The 19,848-nt window shown below is 61.9% G+C and carries 18 protein-coding genes; 12 read left to right on the forward strand and 6 right to left on the reverse strand.

Annotation, left to right across the window (positions count from 1 at the left end; genetic code table 11):
* Positions 1-13: 13 nt before the first annotated feature.
* Positions 14-1,159, reverse strand: coding sequence for an FMN-dependent L-lactate dehydrogenase LldD (gene lldD, locus ACVWZT_RS12240; protein ID WP_296231335.1), 1,146 nt, complete (start codon positions 1,157-1,159; stop codon positions 14-16).
* Positions 1,160-1,222: 63 nt separating this feature from the next.
* Complete coding sequence (locus ACVWZT_RS12245) at positions 1,223-2,893, reverse strand: lactate permease LctP family transporter (protein WP_457469525.1); 1,671 nt, start codon at positions 2,891-2,893, stop codon at positions 1,223-1,225.
* A gap of 255 nt (positions 2,894-3,148) precedes the next feature.
* On the opposite strand from ACVWZT_RS12245, the gene ACVWZT_RS12250 reads away from it, so the two are divergent.
* On the forward strand, positions 3,149-3,916 hold the full coding sequence (locus tag ACVWZT_RS12250) for an FCD domain-containing protein (protein WP_296231340.1): 768 nt from the start codon (positions 3,149-3,151) through the stop codon (positions 3,914-3,916).
* A 123-nt stretch (positions 3,917-4,039) separates the two neighbouring features.
* On the opposite strand, the gene smpB is transcribed toward ACVWZT_RS12250, so the two are convergent.
* On the reverse strand, positions 4,040-4,522 hold the full coding sequence (gene smpB, locus ACVWZT_RS12255) for an SsrA-binding protein SmpB (protein WP_289131206.1): 483 nt from the start codon (positions 4,520-4,522) through the stop codon (positions 4,040-4,042).
* A 163-nt stretch (positions 4,523-4,685) separates the two neighbouring features.
* Here smpB and ACVWZT_RS12260 point away from each other — a divergent pair, with 163 nt between their 5' ends.
* Positions 4,686-5,120, forward strand: a complete 435-nt coding sequence (locus ACVWZT_RS12260; protein WP_186672852.1) for a type II toxin-antitoxin system RatA family toxin — start codon at positions 4,686-4,688, stop codon at positions 5,118-5,120.
* 61 nt (positions 5,121-5,181) lie between these two features.
* Here ACVWZT_RS12260 and ACVWZT_RS12265 read toward each other — a convergent pair whose 3' ends face one another.
* Positions 5,182-5,715 (reverse strand): outer membrane protein assembly factor BamE, encoded by a 534-nt coding sequence (locus ACVWZT_RS12265; RefSeq protein WP_457469527.1) that lies wholly within the window; start codon positions 5,713-5,715, stop codon positions 5,182-5,184.
* A gap of 97 nt (positions 5,716-5,812) precedes the next feature.
* On the opposite strand from ACVWZT_RS12265, the gene fur reads away from it, so the two are divergent.
* The gene (gene fur, locus ACVWZT_RS12270) at positions 5,813-6,217 is read left to right on the forward strand and encodes a ferric iron uptake transcriptional regulator (RefSeq protein ID WP_012274258.1); all 405 of its coding nucleotides are present in this window, start codon (positions 5,813-5,815) and stop codon (positions 6,215-6,217) included.
* A gap of 191 nt (positions 6,218-6,408) precedes the next feature.
* On the opposite strand, the gene recN is transcribed toward fur, so the two are convergent.
* On the reverse strand, positions 6,409-8,082 hold the full coding sequence (gene recN / locus ACVWZT_RS12275) for a DNA repair protein RecN (RefSeq protein ID WP_457469530.1): 1,674 nt from the start codon (positions 8,080-8,082) through the stop codon (positions 6,409-6,411).
* A gap of 193 nt (positions 8,083-8,275) precedes the next feature.
* On the opposite strand from recN, the gene grpE reads away from it, so the two are divergent.
* From grpE to ACVWZT_RS12315, 8 genes are all read left to right on the forward strand, one after another.
* The gene (grpE, locus tag ACVWZT_RS12280) at positions 8,276-8,833 is read left to right on the forward strand and encodes a nucleotide exchange factor GrpE (RefSeq protein WP_296231349.1); all 558 of its coding nucleotides are present in this window, start codon (positions 8,276-8,278) and stop codon (positions 8,831-8,833) included.
* A 101-nt stretch (positions 8,834-8,934) separates the two neighbouring features.
* Positions 8,935-10,860: a molecular chaperone DnaK gene (gene dnaK, locus ACVWZT_RS12285; protein ID WP_170032764.1), complete on the forward strand. Its 1,926-nt coding sequence runs from the start codon at positions 8,935-8,937 to the stop codon at positions 10,858-10,860.
* A 197-nt stretch (positions 10,861-11,057) separates the two neighbouring features.
* A complete protein-coding gene (gene dnaJ / locus ACVWZT_RS12290) occupies positions 11,058-12,182 on the forward strand; it encodes a molecular chaperone DnaJ (protein ID WP_170032762.1) in 1,125 nt (374 codons plus the stop codon).
* A 13-nt stretch (positions 12,183-12,195) separates the two neighbouring features.
* Positions 12,196-12,999 carry a 4-hydroxy-tetrahydrodipicolinate reductase gene (gene dapB / locus ACVWZT_RS12295; RefSeq protein WP_016712092.1) on the forward strand — a complete coding sequence of 268 codons (804 nt, stop codon included), beginning with the start codon at positions 12,196-12,198 and terminating at the stop codon, positions 12,997-12,999.
* Positions 13,000-13,322: 323 nt separating this feature from the next.
* A complete protein-coding gene (gene carA, locus ACVWZT_RS12300) occupies positions 13,323-14,459 on the forward strand; it encodes a glutamine-hydrolyzing carbamoyl-phosphate synthase small subunit (RefSeq protein ID WP_013974294.1) in 1,137 nt (378 codons plus the stop codon).
* Positions 14,460-14,564: 105 nt separating this feature from the next.
* Positions 14,565-17,786, forward strand: coding sequence for a carbamoyl-phosphate synthase large subunit (gene carB / locus ACVWZT_RS12305; protein ID WP_296231353.1), 3,222 nt, complete (start codon positions 14,565-14,567; stop codon positions 17,784-17,786).
* Positions 17,783-18,265 (forward strand): transcription elongation factor GreA, encoded by a 483-nt coding sequence (greA, locus tag ACVWZT_RS12310; RefSeq protein WP_046613135.1) that lies wholly within the window; start codon positions 17,783-17,785, stop codon positions 18,263-18,265. The genes carB and greA overlap by 4 nt, the downstream gene beginning before the upstream one ends.
* Positions 18,243-18,683, forward strand: a complete 441-nt coding sequence (locus ACVWZT_RS12315; RefSeq protein WP_296231354.1) for an MFS transporter — start codon at positions 18,243-18,245, stop codon at positions 18,681-18,683. Before greA ends, ACVWZT_RS12315 begins: the two co-directional genes overlap by 23 nt.
* A gap of 51 nt (positions 18,684-18,734) precedes the next feature.
* On the opposite strand, the gene yhbY is transcribed toward ACVWZT_RS12315, so the two are convergent.
* Entirely contained in the window at positions 18,735-19,043 is a 309-nt protein-coding gene (gene yhbY, locus ACVWZT_RS12320) for a ribosome assembly RNA-binding protein YhbY (protein ID WP_003249945.1), read from the reverse strand.
* Positions 19,044-19,145: 102 nt separating this feature from the next.
* Here yhbY and rlmE point away from each other — a divergent pair, with 102 nt between their 5' ends.
* A complete protein-coding gene (gene rlmE, locus ACVWZT_RS12325; RefSeq protein WP_025340705.1) occupies positions 19,146-19,772 on the forward strand; it encodes a 23S rRNA (uridine(2552)-2'-O)-methyltransferase RlmE in 627 nt (208 codons plus the stop codon).
* Positions 19,773-19,848 lie beyond the last annotated feature (76 nt).

Consider the following 19,848-nt stretch of genomic DNA (forward strand, 5'->3'; position numbering starts at 1 on the left):
GTTCTTGCAGGCGTCAGGCGCCCAGTTCGCGTACCAGCGAGTCGCGAGTGATTTCGCTGATCGACTTGGCACCGGTCAGTACCATGGCCACGCGCATTTCCTTCTCGAACAGCTCCAGCAGGTTCTTCACCCCGGCCTGGCCGTGTACGGCCAAGGCGTAGAGGAAGGCACGGCCGATCAGCACGGTGTCGGCACCCAGGGCGATCATGCGCACCACGTCGAGGCCGCTGCGGATGCCCGAGTCAGCCAGGATCTTCAGCTCACCTTTGACCGCGTCGGCGATCGCCGGCAGGGCGCGGGCGCTGGACAGCACGCCGTCGAGCTGACGGCCGCCGTGGTTGGACACGACAATGCCGTCGGCACCGAACCTGACCGCATCGCGGGCATCATCGGCATCGAGGATGCCTTTGATGATCATCGGGCCGTCCCAGAAGTCGCGGATCCACTCCAGGTCTTTCCACGAAATCGACGGATCGAAGTTGTTGGCCAGCCAGCCGATGTAATCGGCCAGGCCGGTAGGGTTGCCACGGTAGGCGGAAATATTGCCCAGGTCGTGTGGGCGGCCCATCACGCCGACATCCCACGCCCACTCGGGGTGGGTCATGGCCTGCAGCACGCGGCGCAGCGGGCCGTGCTTGCCGCTCATGCCGGAGTGGGCGTCGCGGTAGCGGGCGCCGGGGGTGGGCATGTCGACGGTGAACACCAGGGTCTTGACCCCGGCGGCCTTGGCCCGCTCCAGGGCATTGCGCATGAAACCGCGGTCTTTGAGCACGTACAGCTGGAACCACATCGGCCGGTCGATGGCTGGCGCCACTTCCTCGATCGGGCACACCGACACGGTGGACATGGTGAACGGAATGCCATGCGCCGCCGCCGCGCGTGCCGCCTGCACTTCACCACGGCGGGCGTACATGCCGGTGAGGCCGACCGGGGCCAGGACCACCGGCATGCTCAGGGTTTCGTCGAACAGGCGGGTCTCGAGGCTGAGTTCTGACATGTTCTTCAGCACGCGCTGGCGCAGGGCGATGCCGGCCAGGTCGGAGACGTTGTGGCGCAGGGTATGCTCGGCGTAGGCGCCGCCGTCGGCATAGTGGAACAGGAAAGGAGGCAGCTTGCGTTGGGCCGCGGCGCGATAGTCGGTAGAGGCGGAAATGATCATGGATTCTCGCAGCGTTGCTTGTGGGGATTGCCGGGCGCGCCAGGGCGCCCGGCCCCTTTCACTTTAGTGATGGACCAGCATGCCGGTCAGCCAGTAGGCCTGGATCAGGGTGATCAGGCCGACGATGGTAGCGAAGAACAGGCTGTGCTTGACGGTGAAGCGGAACAGGTCGGATTCCTTGCCGACCAGGCCGGTGGCGGCACAAGCCACGGCGATCGATTGCGGCGAAATCATTTTGCCGGTTACCCCGCCGCTGGTGTTGGCAGCAACCAGCAAGGTGTCGTTGACCCCGATCTGGTGCGCGGTGGTGGCTTGCAGCGAGCCGAACAGGGCGTTGGACGACGTGTCCGAGCCGGTCAGGAACACGCCCAGCCAGCCGAGGAACGGCGAGAAGAACGGGAACGCCGCGCCGGTACCGGCCAGCACCAGGGCCATGGTCGAAGACATGCCCGAGTAGTTGGTGACAAAGGCGAAGGCCAGCACCATGCCGATCGACAGGATCGGCCAGCGCAGTTCCCAGAAGGTTTCCTTGAAAGTGGTCAGACCAGTTTTGAAGTTGATCTTCAGCACCGCCATGGAAATCAGCGCCGAGAGGAAGATCGCGGTGCCGGTGGCGGAGATCGGGTCAAGCTTGAACACCGCAGGCATGGCGGTTGGCGCAGCCACGATCGGCGCAGCCTTGACCACCAGCTTGTCGAGGTGCGGGATGGCGAAGTTGAACACGAAGTCGTACATCGAGCCGCCCGCCGCGAAGGCCGCCTTGAACGGTTTCAGGGTCCAGATGGTGACCAGTACGGTGAGGATCAGGAACGGCGACCAGGCCTTGAAGATTTCGCCAAGGCTGTAGGGGCTTGGCTGGCCGCCACTTGGCTGTACCACGGCGGCGCCCACGCTGCCTTTGGCTTCGGCGAACGCGCGCTTGGGCTGCCAGACTTTCAGGAACAGGGTCAGGGCGACCAGGCTGGCCAGGGCCGAGGTGATGTCCGGCAGCTCCGGGCCAATGAAGTTCGAGGTGAAGTACTGGGTGACGGCGAAGCTCAGGCCGGCAACCAGGGCGGCAGGCCAGGTTTCCTTGACGCCACGCACGCCATCCATCATGAACACCAGCCAGAACGGTACGAACAGCGACAGCAGGGGCAGCTGGCGACCGGTCATGGCGCCGATGTGGAAAGCGTCGATGCCGGTGACCTGGCCGGCCACGATGATCGGGATGCCCAGGGCGCCGAAGGCCACTGGCGCGGTGTTGGCGATCAGGCACAGGCCGGCGGCGTACAGCGGGTTGAAGCCCAGGCCTACCAGCAGCGCGGCAGTGATTGCCACCGGTGCGCCAAAGCCCGCTGCGCCTTCCAGGAAGGCGCCGAAGCAGAAACCGATCAGCAGCACTTGCAGACGCTGGTCGTCGGTAATCGACAGCACCGAGCTGCGGATCACTTCGAACTGGCCGCTCTTGACCGTGAGTTTGTACAGGAACACCGCGGCAACGATGATCCAGGCGATTGGCCAGAGGCCATAGAGGAAGCCATACCCCGCGGCGGCGAATGCCATGTCGACAGGCATCTGGAAGGCGAAGATTGCCACCAGGATCGACAATGCGAGGGTGATGCTGCCTGCCACGTGGCCTTTGAGGCGGAACACGGCCAGGGCAAGGAAGAAGAAGACGATGGGAATGACCGCCGCCAGCGCGGACAGGCCGAGACTACCAAGCGGGCTATAGAATTGTTGCCAGGTTTGCATATGGGGTGGCCCCTAATTGTTGTTGGTCAGGCACTGGCATTGGATAATTGGTAAGACCAATTTACAATGACTGGTCGCTAGGTTAAAAGCGCTGTCGGGGGTGTGTCAATTTGTCCTGTGCAAAACTTTGGTCGAGTGCCGATGAGCGGGCATCTGATGAGCCGGGAAAATCGCTAGCCGATGGTGTTTGCGCAGCCCTGGATCGGCGAGAATAGAGGCCCCGGAAATCTGCCGGGGGTTTGTGGAGAGCATGTGATGGTTTTTGATCAGGTCCGCCAGCGGCGCCTGTCCGACGACATCGTCGATCGGTTGGAGGGGATGATTCTGGAAGGCACGCTGACCTCCGGGCAGCGGCTGCCGGCCGAGCGCGTCCTTGCCGAACAGTTCGGTGTGTCCCGCCCGTCACTGCGTGAGGCGATCCAGAAGCTGGTGGCCAAGGGGCTGCTGGTCAGTCGCCAGGGCGGGGGCAATTATGTTGCCGAGTCGCTGGGGTCGACCTTCAGCGATCCGTTGCTGCAATTGCTCGAGCACAGTGCCGAGGCGCAGCGCGACCTGCTCGAGTTTCGCCATACCCTGGAGGCGTCCTGCGCCTATTACGCCGCCCAGCGCGCCACGGAGCCGGACCGGGCGCGGCTGAAGGCGGCCTTCGATGCGTTGCAGGACTGTTATGCCCGGGTCGATGAAGTGACCCGGGCAGAAGAAGGCGCAGCCGATGCGCGCTTCCACCTGGCGATTGCCGAGGCCAGCCATAACGCCGTGCTGCTGCACACCATTCGTGGTTTGTTCGACCTGCTCAAGCGCAACGTGGTGACCAACATCGGCGGCATGTACCAGCAACGGGCCGAGACCCGTGACATGCTGATCAGCCAGCACCGGGAGCTGTACCTGGCGATTGTCGAGGGCAGGGCGGACGACGCGCGAGAGGTGTCCAGCCGGCACATTCTGTATGTGCAGGAGGTGCTGGAAGAGGCGCAGGAGGAAGCGCAACGGGTGGCGCGTGCGGAGCGGCGTAGCGGGCGCTGAGATTGGCTGTGGCACTGCGGGCCTCTTCGCGGGGCAAGCCCGCTCCCACAATTTTCGAGCTCGACGCTGTCATTGTGGGAGCGGGCTTGCCCTGCAAAGAGGCCCGCATGAGCAACCTAAGACTTAGTCTACCTTGCCCTTGTTGCGCACGGCCCGCTGCAGCTCGCGGTTGGAATCGCGTTCGCGCATGGTGTCGCGCTTGTCGAATTCCTTCTTGCCCTTGCCCAGTGCGATTTCACACTTGATCAGGTGCTTGCTCCAGTACAGCGCCAGGGCCACACAGGTGTAGCCTTTTTGCGCCACGGCCGCTTCCAGTCGCTCGAGCTCGCGCTTGTTCAGCAGCAGCTTGCGCGTGCGGATAGGGTCGGCGATGACGTGGGTGCTGGCCGTGGTCAGCGGGGTGATGTGGCTGCCGAACAGCCAGGCTTCACCGTCCTTCAGCAGCACGTAGCTGTCAGTCAGGTGCGCCTTGCCGGCTCGCAGGCTTTTTACTTCCCAGCCGGACAGGACCAGCCCGGCCTCGAACTTGTGTTCGATGAAGTAATCGTGTCGCGCCTTCTTGTTTTGCGCGATGGTCCCGGTCGGATGTTTTTTTTGCTTAGCCATAGGGGCGGCATTATAGGCAAGTCGACGCGTCGTCCGCTATGGGATTTCGGTGTGCTTGAGCCACCGGAATGAATACCGGACAATACGAACGCTGTCATAGCTACACAAACTGTTTTCGGCACGCTGCGAAGCACCGCCACCCAGCCTTGGAAGTGACGCCTGGATGACTACCCATATTCAACGCTCCGCCCTGCTGCCATACCCCGCCAAGGCGCTGTACGACTTGGTCAACGATGTCGCCAGCTACCCGGATTTCCTGCCCTGGTGCTCTGACTCCACGGTACTTGAAGCCAGCGACACGCAGATGCGCGCCAAGCTGGAAGTGGCCAAGGGCGGCATGAGCCAGCAGTTCGTCACGCGTAATGTACTGGTGCCGGGGCAGTCCATCGAGATGAACCTTGAAGAAGGGCCATTCACCCAGTTGCATGGCCTATGGGTATTCAAGCCGTTGGGTGAAAAGGCCTGCAAGATCAGCCTGGACCTGTCCTTTGATTACGCCGGGCCGATCGTGCGCGCCACGCTGGGCCCGCTGTTCAACCAGGCGGCCAACACCTTGGTCGATGCGTTCTGCCAGCGTGCCAAGCAGCTGAATAGCTGATTGAAACAACGGCAATAAAAAGCCCGGATCTGGTCCGGGCTTTTTTGTACCTGCTCGCCGCTTACTGGGGCGAGGTTTCCAGCGGCGCGGGGGTTGGCACCGGGGTGGTCTCGATGGTGTCGATCTCGCGCTGGATGGATTCTTCCACCGAACCCGGCTTGGCCGGTTTTTCTTCAGGCTGCCCGGCTGGTTGCGCTGGCTGGTTGGCCGGGCTGACGGTGGTGTCGCCGCTGCCACCAAGGATTTCCTGGTCACGGCTGACGCCTGGCATGAAGTCACCGGACAGGCTGACCAGTTGGTCGCTGTCATTGAAGAACACACTCATGCGTTCCTGCTGACGTTTACCGCCACCTGGTTGAATGCTGTACAGGTAATCCCAGCGATTGGTGTTGAAGGTATCCTGGATCAGCGGGTTACCCATGATAAACCTTACTTGCCGACGGGTCATTCCGGGGCGCAATTGGTCTATCATGTCTTGCGTAACGACATTGCCCTGCTGGATGTCGATTTTGTAAACCCCGGGAAACGAGCAACCGGCGAGTGCGAGCAGTCCCACTAGGGTGAGGCTGGTTAGCAAGAGCTTGGTGTTTTGCATCGGTGGGCGACTTCCACTATCTTGGCTGGACAACGTAAACCCCGATCATACCCGTATTAAGAGAAGCTGCGAAGCAGCATCGGCGAGAAAGCTGACCATGGTTGAAAATAGCGAATTGCGCAAAGCCGGTCTCAAGGTGACCCTGCCTCGAGTCAAGATCCTTCAGATGCTCGACTCGACCGAGCAGCGTCACATGAGCGCCGAGGATGTCTACAAGGCGCTGATGGAGGCTGGCGAAGACGTGGGCCTGGCCACCGTCTATCGCGTACTGACCCAGTTCGAAGCGGCGGGTCTGGTGGTTCGCCACAACTTCGACGGCGGTCACGCAGTATTTGAACTGGCTGACGGTGGCCACCACGATCATATGGTCAACGTGGATACCAGTGAGGTCATCGAGTTCATGGATGCCGAGATCGAGAAGCGTCAGCGCGAAATCGTGGCCGAGCATGGCTATGAGCTGGTGGACCACAATCTGGTTCTGTACGTGCGTAAGAAGAAGTAACGATTTTCTATCGTTATGAATGGCAAAGGCGACCTTCGGGTCGCCTTTGTGCTTTTGGGGGCTGAGAGGTATGTCGTTTGTTCCGGCCTTTTCGCGGGTAAACCCGCTCCCACAGGTATTGCACATGCCTCAGGCTCGGTGAATATCCTGTGGGGGCGGGTTTACCCGCGAAGAGGCCTGAAAATCAGGGCTCAGGCTTTGCCGCTCACAACCATCTTGCGCGCATGCGCCAGGGATTCCTTGGTCAGGTCGATGCCACCGAGCATCCGCGCTACTTCCTCGACCCGCTCGCGCTTGCCCAGGCTGGTCACGGCAGTGTGGGTGGTATCGCTGTTACGCACCTTGTGCACGAACAAGTGATGGTGCCCTTGTGCGGCAACCTGCGGCAGGTGAGTCACGGTCAGCACCTGGCCGCGTTCGCCCAGGCGACGCAACAGCTGACCGACGATTTCCGCAGTTGGCCCGCCAATACCAACGTCGACTTCGTCGAACACCAGGGTGGGAATGCGCGACGTCTGCGCGGTAATGACCTGGATCGCCAGGCTGATGCGCGACAGCTCACCGCCCGAAGCAACCTTGGCCAGGCCCTTGAGCGGCTGGCCGGGGTTGGCGCTGACCAGCAGTTCGATCTGTTCCAGGCCATGCGGTGACAGGTCGTCGCCCTCGTTTGGCGTCAGGGCGATGCAGAAGCGCCCACCGGGCATGCCCAGGCGTTGGATCTCCTGCTCTACCGCCACTGCCAGCTGTTGCGCCGCCTGCTGGCGCAGGGCGCTGAGCTCGCGAGCCTTCTCTTGATAGTGGTGGGCGAAGGCAGTCAGCTCTTCGCCCAGGCGCTCGATCGATTCGTCACTGGCATTCAGGCCCTCCAGCTCCTCCATCAGTTGCTGCTGCAGGTGAGGCAGCTCGGTGGGGTGCACGCGGTGTTTGCGCGCCAGCGTATAGATGGTGTCGAGGCGTTCTTCCAGGGCCTGTAGCCGCATGGGGTCGGCGTCGAAGTTGTCGAGGAAGCGGTTGAGCTCGCCGATGGCTTCCTCGACCTGGATCTGCGCACTGGCAAGCAGGTTGGCCGCTTCGTTCAGTGCCTTGGGCGAATGAGTGGCGGCTCCCAGGCGATTGAGGCTGGCGGTGAGGGCGCTGAGTACGTTGCCCGAGTCGCTTTCGCTGCATTGGTCGATAACCTGGCGGCATATGCCGAACAGCGCTTCGGCGCTGGTCAGTTGCTTGTGTTCCTGCTCCAGTTGTTCCAGTTCGTGCTCGCCCAGCCCGAGGTTGTCCAGCTCTTCCAGCTGGTAGCTGAGCAACTGGTGGCGGGCGCGTTGCTCGTCGCCGGAATTGGACAGGCGCTCGAGTTCCAGGCGGGTCTGGTTCCAGCGTTTGGCAGCCAGTTGCACCTGGCGGGCCAGGTCGACGGCGCCGGCGTACTCGTCGAGCAGGCGGCGATGGGTGTCGGTCTTCAGCAGCGACTGGTGCTCATGCTGGCTGTGAATGTCGATCAGCAGTTCGCCCAGCGCCTTGAGGTCGCCGAGCGGGCAGGGCGTGCCGTTGATGTAGCCGCGGCTGCGGCCTTCGGCGGTGATCACCCGGCGCAGGATGCACAGGCCGTCGTTGTCCAGGTCGCGCTCGGCCAGCCAGGCATGGGCCTCGGGAATGTCCACCAGGTCGAAGGTGGCAAGGATGTCTGCCTTGTCCGTGCCGGGGCGTACCACGCCGCTGTCGGCCCGGTCGCCCAGGGCCAGGCCGAGGGCATCGAGCATGATCGATTTGCCGGCGCCGGTTTCGCCGGTGATGACGGACATGCCGCGGGCGATCTCGAGGTCGAGGTGTTCGACGATGGCGTAGTTGTGAATGGACAGGTGCACCAGCATGAGGGCAGCTCCCGAAAGTCAGGTCTGGTTATTTATACAGTACTTTTTTCAGGCCTGCCAATGCCCTTTGCCGGATTGTGTTGCCGGGCGGAAAACCACCTTGCCCCCTTGAAGCTGGTTTTTCCGGCCCCATATAGCCGACATCCAAGGCGAGCGTGGCTCGCAGTCCACAAATTTGCGCAGGAGAGACCCCATGGCTGATGAACAGCTGAACGAGAAAGACCTTAACGTGGAAGAAGCCGGTGCAGGCAATGCTGCTGACGCCCGTGTTCTGGAACTCGAGGAGCAGCTGGCCGCAGCCAAGGACCAGGCGCTGCGCGCCGTTGCCGACGTACAGAATGCGCGTCGCCGTGCCGAGCAGGATGTCGAGAAGGCCCACAAGTTCGCCTTGGAGAAGTTCGCCGGCGACTTGCTGCCGGTGATCGACAGCCTGGAACTGGCCCTGGCCCACTCCAGTGCCGAAGACGAGAACGTCAAGCAGATCCGCGAAGGTGTGGAGCTGACCCTGAAGATGTTCCAGGACACCCTCAAGCGCTACAACCTCGAAGCCATCGACCCGCACGGCCAGCCGTTCAACCCTGAGCATCACCAGGCCATGGCCATGCAGGAAAACGCCGAGGTGGAGCCGAACAGCGTGCTCAACGTGTTCCAGAAAGGCTACCTGCTCAATGGCCGTCTGCTGCGCCCCGCCATGGTGGTGGTCAGCAAGGCGCCAAGCGCGCCGCAACCCTCTATCGATGAAAAGGCTTGAAATCCTTCCGGGCATCCCCATCTAGGTGTCAAGCCTTCAAGTATTACCGCAGTTGGCCACAGTAGCCGCTGCTACCAAATTCAAGTCTCGGGAGAGTTAACATGGGCAAAATCATCGGTATCGACCTGGGGACCACCAACTCGTGCGTCTCCGTTCTGGAAAACGGTAACGTCAAGGTCATTGAAAACGCCGAAGGCGCGCGTACCACCCCTTCGATCGTGGCCTACGCCAATGACGGCGAAATCCTGGTTGGTCAGTCGGCCAAGCGCCAGGCTGTGACCAACCCGCACAACACCCTGTTCGCAGTGAAGCGCCTGATCGGCCGCCGCTTCGAAGAAGACGTCGTGCAGAAAGACATCAAGCTGGTGCCATACAAGATCGTCAAGGCCAGCAATGGCGACGCCTGGGTACAGGCCAGCGGCAAGGACATGGCGCCACCGCAGATCAGCGCCGAAGTCCTGAAGAAGATGAAGAAGACCGCCGAAGACTACCTCGGCGAGCCCGTCACCGAAGCGGTCATCACCGTTCCGGCCTACTTCAACGACAGCCAGCGCCAGGCCACCAAGGACGCCGGTCGCATCGCCGGCCTGGACGTGAAGCGCATCATCAACGAACCGACCGCCGCTGCGCTGGCCTACGGCATGGACAAGGCCAAGGGCGACCACACCGTCATCGTCTACGACCTGGGTGGTGGTACCTTCGACGTATCGGTCATCGAAATCGCCGAAGTCGACGGTGAGCATCAGTTCGAAGTGCTGGCCACCAACGGTGACACCTTCCTGGGTGGTGAAGACTTCGACATGCGCCTGATCGACTACCTTGTCGACGAGTTCAAGAAAGAGTCCGGCATGGACCTGAAGAACGATCCGCTGGCTCTGCAGCGCCTGAAGGAAGCTGCCGAGAAGGCCAAGATCGAACTGTCGTCCTCGCAGTCGACCGATGTCAACCTGCCGTACATCACTGCAGACGCGACCGGTCCGAAGCACCTGAACGTGAAGATCTCCCGCGCCAAGCTGGAGTCGCTGGTCGAAGACCTGGTTCAGCGCACCATCGAGCCGTGCCGTATCGCCCTGAAGGACGCTGGCATCGACGTCGCCAAGATCGACGACGTGATCCTGGTCGGCGGCCAGACCCGTATGCCGATGGTACAGAAAGCCGTTGCCGACTTCTTCGGCAAGGAAGCCCGTAAGGACGTCAACCCTGACGAAGCCGTGGCCATGGGTGCTGCCATCCAGGGCGCCGTACTGGCCGGTGACGTGAAGGACGTACTGCTGCTGGACGTCAGCCCGCTGACCCTGGGTATCGAAACCATGGGTGGCGTGATGACTTCGCTGATCGAGAAGAACACCACCATTCCGACCAAGAAGTCGCAGGTGTTCTCGACTGCCGACGACAACCAGGCTGCCGTGACCATTCACGTGCTGCAGGGTGAGCGCAAGCAGGCTGCCCAGAACAAGTCGTTGGGCAAGTTCGACCTGGCTGACATCCCGCCGGCTCCGCGTGGCGTGCCGCAGATCGAAGTGACCTTTGACATCGACGCCAACGGCATCCTGCACGTCAGCGCGAAAGACAAGGCCACCGGCAAGTCGCAGTCGATCGTGATCAAGGCCAACTCCGGCCTGTCGGACGAAGAAATCGAGCGCATGGTGCGCGACGCCGAGGCCAACGCCGAGGAAGACCGCAAGTTCGAAGAGCTGGCCGCTGCCCGTAACCAGGGTGACGCGCTGGTTCACTCGACCCGCAAGATGGTCGCTGACGCCGGTGACAAGGTTACCGCCGAAGAGAAAACTGCCATCGAGGCTGCCGTGGTTGCCCTGGAAGCCGCTGTCAAAGGCGACGACAAGGCTGCCATCGACGCCAAGGTCGAAGAGCTGTCCAAGGTTTCGGCACCGGTTGCCCAGAAGATGTACGCCGAGCAGTCGGCAGAACAGCCTCAGGGTGGCGCGCAGCACGCCGAGCCGGAAGCCAAGCACGACGACGTGGTTGACGCCGAGTTCGAAGAAGTGAAAGACAACAACAAGCAGTAATCCCTGCATGTTGTCGGCCAGTTCACCGTCGTTTGCCGGCGAGCTGGTAGGATGTCGCCGCGCGGGGGCTTGCTCCCGCGTTGGCGTATCTGGAATTCGAGAATCTTTACAGCATCTGTCAGCGGCCCAGGTGGGCCAACGGCAGGTGCTGATGGCGTGGCGCAGATGCCAGACGCCCAACAAGGTGCAAATGACCTATGTCCAAGCGTGATTATTATGAGGTCCTGGGTGTCGAGCGCGGCGCCAGCGAAGCTGACCTCAAGAAGGCCTATCGCCGTCTGGCGATGAAGTACCACCCTGACCGCAACCCCGGCGACAAAGAGTCCGAAGACAAGTTCAAGGAGGCCAACGAGGCCTACGAAGTGCTGTCTGACGCGAGCAAGCGCGCGGCGTTCGACCAGTATGGTCATGCTGGCGTGGACCCGAGCATGGGTGGCGGTGGTGCCGGTTTCGGCGGTGCCAACTTCTCCGACATCTTTGGCGATGTGTTCAGCGACTTCTTCGGTGGTGGCCGCGGCGGTGGACGTGGCGGCGCCCAGCGTGGCAGCGACCTGCGCTACACCCTGGAGCTGAACCTGGAAGAAGCGGTGCGTGGCACCACGGTCAGTATCCGCGTGCCTACCCTGGTCAACTGCCAGCCTTGCGACGGCTCGGGGGCCAAGAAAGGTTCCACGCCGTCGACCTGCCCGACCTGTGGCGGTATCGGCCAGGTGCGCATGCAGCAGGGCTTCTTCTCGGTGCAGCAAACCTGCCCGCGCTGCCATGGCCAGGGCAAGATCATCACCGACCCATGCACCTCGTGCCACGGCGAAGGTCGTGTCGAAGAATACAAGACGCTGTCGGTCAAGGTGCCGGCGGGTGTCGATACCGGCGACCGTATCCGCCTGTCGGGCGAGGGCGAGGCCGGTACCCATGGCGGCCCGACCGGCGATCTGTACGTGGTGATCAATGTGCGTGAGCACGAGATCTTTCAGCGTGATGGCAAGCACCTGTACTGCGAAGTGCCGATCAGCTTCACTGATGCCGCCCTGGGCGGCGAGCTGGAAGTGCCCACGCTCGATGGTCGCGTGAAGCTGAAGATCCCCGAAGGCACCCAGACCGGCAAGCAGTTCCGCCTGCGCGGCAAGGGCGTTGCCCCGGTGCGCGGTGGTGGTGCTGGTGACCTGTTGTGCCGCGTGGCGGTGGAAACCCCGGTCAATCTCAGCCGCCGCCAGCGCGAGCTGCTCGAAGAGCTGCGTGACTCGCTGGAAGGCGACAGCTCCCACTCGCCAAAGGCCAGTGGCTGGTTCGATGGCGTGAAGCGCTTCTTCGGCGACCTCTGACAAGGATAAGGCTATGCGACGTATTGCAGTGATGGGTGCGGCAGGGCGAATGGGCAAGACCCTTATCGAAGCCGTGCAACAAACGCCGGGTGCGGGATTGACGGCGGCGATCGATCGCCCTGACAGCTCGCTGGTTGGGGCTGATGCCGGTGAGCTGGCAGCTCTTGGTCGGATTGGCGTGTTGTTGTCCGACGATCTGGCCAAGGTCGCCGACGAATTCGACGTGCTGATCGACTTCACTCACCCTTCGGTAACCCTGAAAAACCTCGCATTCTGCCGCAAGCACGGTAAGGCGATGATCATCGGCACCACCGGTTTTACGGTTGAAGAGAAGCAGCTGCTGGCTGAGGCTGGCAAGGACATCCCCATTGTGTTCGCTGCCAACTTCAGCGTGGGTGTGAACCTCAGCCTCAAGCTGCTTGACCTGGCTGCCCGGGTGTTGGGCGATGATGTCGATATCGAGATCATCGAGGCACATCACCGGCACAAGGTCGATGCCCCATCGGGTACTGCGTTGCGCATGGGTGAAGTGGTTGCCAATGCGCTGGGCCGGGATCTGCAGGAAGTGGCCGTGTATGGCCGCGAAGGGCAGACTGGCGCGCGTGACCGCAAGACGATCGGCTTCGCCACTGTACGCGCCGGCGATGTGGTAGGTGATCACACCGTTCTGTTCGCAGCAGAAGGCGAGCGCCTGGAAATCACCCACAAGGCCTCCAGCCGCATGACCTTCGCCAAGGGCGCCGTGCGTGCGGCGCTGTGGCTGGATGGGCGTGAGCCTGGGCTGTATGACATGCAGGACGTGCTCGAGCTGCACTGACCTGCAGATTGGTGTCGGCTTCTTCGCGGGTAAACCCGCTCCCACAGGGTTCATGCAGGTTTCAGGCTTTGCGCAGTCCTTGTAGGAGCGGGTTTACCCGCGAAGCGCCGACAAATGCCAGCTTGTCGCATTGATATGTTTTAGAGGCACATCTGCGGTAGACCGAAAACGCACTTTTCTGTAAGCTACAGCTTTAGTGTGTCCACTAAAAGCGCGCAGCGAATTGAATTCAGCACATGAAAGCGGGGTGACGTGTCCATACGTCACTCCGCTTTTTTGCAACCTGCGATCGCCCTTTCATGCTTGATTAACGGGAGGTCTTCTTGACAAAGCCAGCCATACTCGCCCTTGCCGACGGCAGTATTTTTCGCGGTGAAGCCATCGGTGCCGACGGTCAGACCGTTGGTGAGGTGGTGTTCAACACCGCTATGACCGGCTACCAGGAAATCCTTACAGACCCTTCCTATGCGCAGCAAATCGTTACCCTGACCTACCCGCACATCGGCAATACCGGCACTACCCCGGAAGACGCCGAGTCGAACCGTGTCTGGTCCGCTGGCCTGGTCATTCGTGACCTGCCGCTGCTGGCCAGCAACTGGCGTAACACCCAGTCGCTGCCGGAGTACCTCAAGGCCAACAACGTCGTCGCCATCGCCGGCATCGACACCCGTCGCCTGACCCGGATCCTGCGTGAAAAGGGCGCCCAGAACGGTTGCATCCTTGCCGGTGACAACATCAGCGAAGAAGCCGCCATCGCCGCTGCCCGTGCCTTCCCTGGCCTGAAGGGCATGGACCTGGCCAAGGTCGTTTCCACCAAGGAGCGCTATGAGTGGCGCTCCAGCGTGTGGGAGCTGAAGACCGACAGCCACCCGACCATCGAAGCTGCCGACTTGCCTTACCACGTGGTCGCCTTCGACTACGGCGTCAAGCTGAACATCCTGCGCATGCTGGTCGCCCGTGGCTGCCGCGTGACCGTGGTGCCGGCCCAGACCCCGGCCAGCGAAGTGCTGGCACTCAACCCGGACGGCGTGTTCCTGTCCAACGGTCCTGGCGACCCCGAGCCGTGCGACTACGCCATCCAGGCGATCAAGGAAATCCTCGAGACCGAGATCCCGGTGTTCGGCATCTGCCTCGGCCACCAGCTGCTGGCCCTGGCCTCCGGCGCCAAGACCGTGAAAATGGGCCACGGCCACCACGGCGCCAACCACCCGGTCCAGGACCTGGATACCGGCGTGGTCATGATCACCAGCCAGAACCACGGCTTTGCCGTTGACGAGGCTACCCTGCCGGGCAACGTCCGCGCCATCCACAAGTCGTTGTTCGACGGCACCCTGCAGGGTATCGAGCGCACCGACAAGAGCGCGTTCAGCTTCCAGGGTCACCCTGAAGCGAGCCCCGGCCCGACCGATGTCGCGCCTCTGTTCGATCGTTTCATCGATGCCATGGCCAAGCGCCGCTGAGCATCCTGCTTCAAGGCCCCGGGCCGGTTCGCGCCGCGCCCGGAAGCGCCTGACCCAGATTGTTCAAGGCGGCTTGCCGACTGACCCCGGATTTGAGTGACAACCATGCCAAAACGTACAGATATCAAAAGCATCCTGATTCTCGGCGCCGGCCCGATCGTGATCGGCCAGGCCTGCGAGTTCGACTACTCCGGCGCCCAGGCCTGCAAGGCCCTGCGCGAGGAAGGTTTCCGCGTCATCCTGGTGAACTCCAACCCGGCCACCATCATGACCGACCCGGCCATGGCCGACGCCACCTACATCGAGCCGATCAAGTGGCAGTCGGTGGCCAAGATCATCGAGAAAGAGCGCCCTGACGCGCTGCTGCCGACCATGGGTGGCCAGACCGCACTTAACTGCGCCCTGGACCTGGAGCGCCACGGCGTTCTGGAAAAGTTCGGCGTGGAAATGATCGGTGCCAACGCCGACACCATCGACAAGGCCGAAGACCGCTCGCGTTTCGACAAGGCGATGAAGGATATCGGCCTGGAGTGCCCGCGTTCCGGTATCGCCCACAGCATGGAGGAAGCCAACGCGGTGCTCGAGCGCCTGGGCTTCCCGTGCATCATCCGTCCGTCGTTCACCATGGGCGGCACCGGTGGTGGCATCGCCTACAACCGTGAAGAGTTCGAAGAAATCTGCGCCCGTGGTCTGGACCTGTCGCCGACCAAGGAGCTGCTGATCGACGAATCGCTGATCGGCTGGAAGGAATACGAGATGGAGGTGGTCCGCGACAAGAAGGACAACTGCATCATCGTCTGCTCCATCGAGAACTTCGACCCGATGGGCGTGCACACCGGCGACTCGATTACCGTTGCCCCGGCGCAGACCCTGACCGACAAGGAATACCAGATCATGCGCAACGCCTCGCTGGCGGTGCTGCGTGAGATTGGTGTGGAAACCGGCGGCTCCAACGTGCAGTTCGGTATCTGCCCGAACACCGGCCGCATGGTCGTGATCGAGATGAACCCGCGTGTGTCGCGTTCCTCGGCGCTGGCCTCCAAGGCCACCGGCTTCCCGATCGCCAAGATCGCTGCCAAGCTGGCGGTCGGCTACACCCTCGACGAGTTGCAGAACGACATCACCGGCGGCCGCACCCCGGCGTCCTTCGAGCCGTCGATCGACTATGTCGTCACCAAGCTGCCGCGTTTCGCCTTCGAGAAGTTCCCGAAAGCCGACGCCCGCCTGACCACCCAGATGAAATCCGTCGGTGAAGTCATGGCCATCGGTCGTACCTTCCAGGAATCCCTGCAGAAAGCCCTGCGCGGCCTGGAAGTGGGCGCCTGCGGCCTCGACCCGAAAGTCGACCTGGCCAACCCGGAAGCTTCCAGCATCCTCAAGCGCGAGCTGACCGTACCGGGCGCGGAGCGCATCTGGTACGTGGCCGATGCCATGCGCGCCGGCATGACCTGCGAGCAGATCTTCGACCTGACCGGCATCGACATGTGGTTCCTGGTGCAGATGGAAGACCTGATCAAGGAAGAAGAGAAGGTCAAGACTCTGGCCCTGTCGTCGATCGACAGAGACTACATGCTGCGCCTCAAGCGCAAGGGCTTCTCCGACCAGCGCCTGGCCAAGCTGCTGGGTATCACCGACAAGAACCTGCGCCGTCACCGCCACAAGCTGGAAGTGTTCCCGGTGTACAAGCGCGTCGACACCTGCGCCGCCGAGTTCGCCACCGACACCGCCTATCTGTACTCCACCTACGAGGAAGAGTGCGAGGCCAACCCGTCGACCCGCGACAAGATCATGATCCTGGGTGGCGGCCCCAACCGTATCGGCCAGGGTATCGAGTTCGACTATTGCTGCGTACACGCCGCGTTGGCGCTGCGTGAAGACGGTTACGAGACCATCATGGTCAACTGCAACCCGGAAACCGTCTCTACCGACTACGACACCTCCGACCGCCTGTACTTCGAGCCGTTGACCCTGGAAGACGTGCTGGAGGTGTGCCGCGTCGAGAAGCCGAAAGGCGTTATCGTCCACTACGGCGGCCAGACCCCGCTGAAACTGGCCCGCGCCCTGGAAGAAGCCGGCGTACCGATCATCGGCACCAGCCCGGATGCCATCGACCGTGCCGAAGACCGTGAGCGCTTCCAGCAGATGGTGCAGCGCCTGAACCTGCTGCAGCCGCCAAACGCTACCGTGCGCAGCGAAGAAGAAGCCATCAGCGCTGCTGGCGGCATTGGCTACCCGCTGGTGGTGCGCCCGTCCTACGTGCTGGGTGGCCGGGCCATGGAAATCGTCTACGAACTGGACGAGCTCAAGCGCTACCTGCGTGAAGCCGTACAGGTGTCGAACGACAGCCCGGTACTGCTCGACCACTTCCTCAACTGCGCCATCGAGATGGACGTGGATGCGGTCTGCGACGGTACCGACGTGGTGATCGGCGCCATCATGCAGCACATCGAGCAGGCCGGCGTTCACTCCGGCGACTCGGCATGCTCGCTGCCACCTTACTCGCTGAGCAAGGAAGTGCAGGACGAAGTCCGCGTACAGGTCAGGAAAATGGCCCTGGAGCTGGGCGTGGTCGGCCTGATGAACGTGCAGCTGGCCCTGCAGGGCGACAAGATCTACGTGATCGAAGTCAACCCGCGCGCCTCGCGTACCGTGCCGTTCGTCTCCAAGTGCATCGGCACCTCCCTGGCGATGATCGCAGCCCGCGTCATGGCCGGCAAAACCCTGAAAGAGCTGGGCTTCACCCAGGAAATCATCCCGAACTTCTACAGCGTCAAGGAAGCCGTCTTCCCGTTCGCCAAGTTCCCGGGGGTTGACCCGATCCTCGGCCCTGAGATGAAATCGACCGGTGAAGTCATGGGTGTCGGTGACAGCTTCGGCGAAGCCTTTGCCAAGGCCCAGATGGGTGCCAGTGAAGTGCTGCCGACCGGCGGTACCGCATTCATCAGCGTACGTGACGACGACAAGCCGCAAGTGGCTGGCGTTGCCCGCGACCTGATTGCCCTTGGCTTCGAAGTGGTCGCTACTGCCGGCACCGCCAAGGTCATCGAGGCGGCTGGCCTGAAAGTGCGCCGTGTGAACAAGGTGACCGAAGGTCGTCCGCACGTGGTCGACATGATCAAGAACGACGAGGTGTCGCTGATCATCAACACCACCGAAGGCCGCCAGTCGATCGCCGATTCCTACTCGATTCGTCGCAATGCGCTGCAGCACAAGATTTACTGCACCACCACCATTGCGGCCGGGGAAGCCATCTGCGAGGCGCTGAAATTCGGTCCGGAAAAGACCGTTCGCCGCCTGCAGGATCTGCACGCAGGATTGAAAGCATGAGCATTACCAAGTACCCGATGACCGTCCAGGGCGCTCGCGCCCTGGAAGAGGAACTGCTGTTCCTGAGCAAGACCGAGCGCCCGCGCCTGAGCCAGGCCATTGGTGAGGCGCGCGAGCTGGGTGACCTGAAGGAAAACGCCGAATACCACGCAGCTCGTGAAGAGCAGGGCATGGTCGAAGCGCGTATCCGCGATATCGAAGGGCGCCTGCAGAACTCGGTGGTGATCGACGTGACCACCATTGCTCACACCGGTAAGGTGATTTTCGGCACTACCGTAGTGCTGGCCAACACCGAAACCGATGATGAGGTGACCTACCAGATCGTTGGCGAAGATGAAGCTGACGTGAAGAAAGGCAAGCTGTCGAACAGTGCCCCGATCGCCCGTGCCATCATTGGCAAGGAAGAAGGGGATACCGTTGTCGTGAAGACGCCAAACGGTACGGTCGAGTACGAGATTGTCGAAGTCAAGCACATCTGACCGGCGCCAGCGGGCGCCATCCCTCGAGGGGATCCTCTGGCAACTGGCCCAGGTTTTCTGGGTCGGTGGCCTGTGGGTGTTTCACGTCGGGTTGGTGCCTGCGCTCAAGGTCAGTGGCCTGGCGCCGCTATTGGTGCAGGACATCGCCGGGCAGATCGACCGCTGGTTGATCGGTGTGGCGATGCTTGGCCTGCTGGTCCAGTTGGCCGTACTGGCCAGAGTGGACGGCCTGGCAGCCTGGTGGCGGCAGTTCCGGGGCCAGATGTTATTGCTCGGCCTTGGCGCTTGCGTGGGGTATTACACCTTGCGCTACGGTATTTCCGTAGGCGAGCGCTGGCAGATGTTCTGCTTCCTGGTGCTGGGTTTTTCCGGCATCGTGCTGGTGGCCCAGCCGGTTCCGGTCAGGACGCGCGGCTAACACGAGCAAACTGCCGAGAGTCGCTGGGGCCGCATGGCGGCCCCTGTGCCGTTACTTGTAGCGGTGGATGTTGGACAGCTGCTTGTTCGGCTGCGGGTTCTTGCGGTAGATCAGGGCTTTCTTGCCGATGGTCTGCACCAGTTCGGCACGGCCGGCCTTGCACAGTTCGGCAATGGTTTCTGCGCGCTCTTCGCGGTCTTCCGAACGAATCTCGACCTTGATCAGCTCGTGGTCGACCAGGGCGCGCTCCAGCTCGGCAATGACGCCTTCATTCAAACCGTTACCAGCAACGATCAGGACCGGCTTCAGGTCATGACCAATGGACTTGTATTGCTTCTTCTGCTCGTTATTGAGCGGCATAATCTGACCCTTTCCGTCTGATTCTGTAAAATTGACCGGCATTTTACCCGAGGGCCACCGGCTCCGCCCAGTCAATCACGACGCATATCATCGAGGTGCCCCGTGGTACAACGTTCCAAAAGCAGCGCCAACTGGCTGCGTGAACATTTCAACGATCCTTTTGTGAAGCAGGCGCAAAAGGACGGCTACCGCTCGCGTGCGAGCTACAAACTGCTGGAGATCCAGGAAAAGGACCGGCTGATCCGCCCAGGCATGAGCGTGATCGACCTCGGCGCGGCCCCTGGCGGCTGGTCGCAGGTGACCAGTCGTCTGATTGGTGGGCAGGGGCGGCTGATCGCATCCGACATCCTGGAGATGGACTCGATCCCCGACGTGACCTTCATCCAGGGCGATTTCACCCATGACGAAGTGCTGCAGCGCATCCTCGAGGCGGTTGGCGATTCGCACGTGGACCTTGTGATTTCCGACATGGCCCCCAATATGAGTGGTACCCCCGCGGTGGACATGCCGCGGGCGATGTTCCTCTGCGAGCTGGCCCTCGATCTGGCAACCCGCGTGCTAAAGCCCGGCGGCGACTTCCTGATCAAGATCTTCCAGGGCGAGGGCTTTGACGTATACCTCAAGGACGTGCGCAGCAAATTCGACAAGGTACAGATGCGCAAGCCATCGTCGTCGCGGGACCGTTCCCGTGAACAATACCTGCTGGGCAGGGGTTTCAAAGGGGCATGAAAGGTCTCAAGCGGGGTGGCCGATAGTTATTTCCAATCGGCCGTCGCGTCAGGATCGCCCGAACTTCGTGTAGTCT

Source organism: Pseudomonas sp. TE21394 (genome assembly GCF_054057835.1).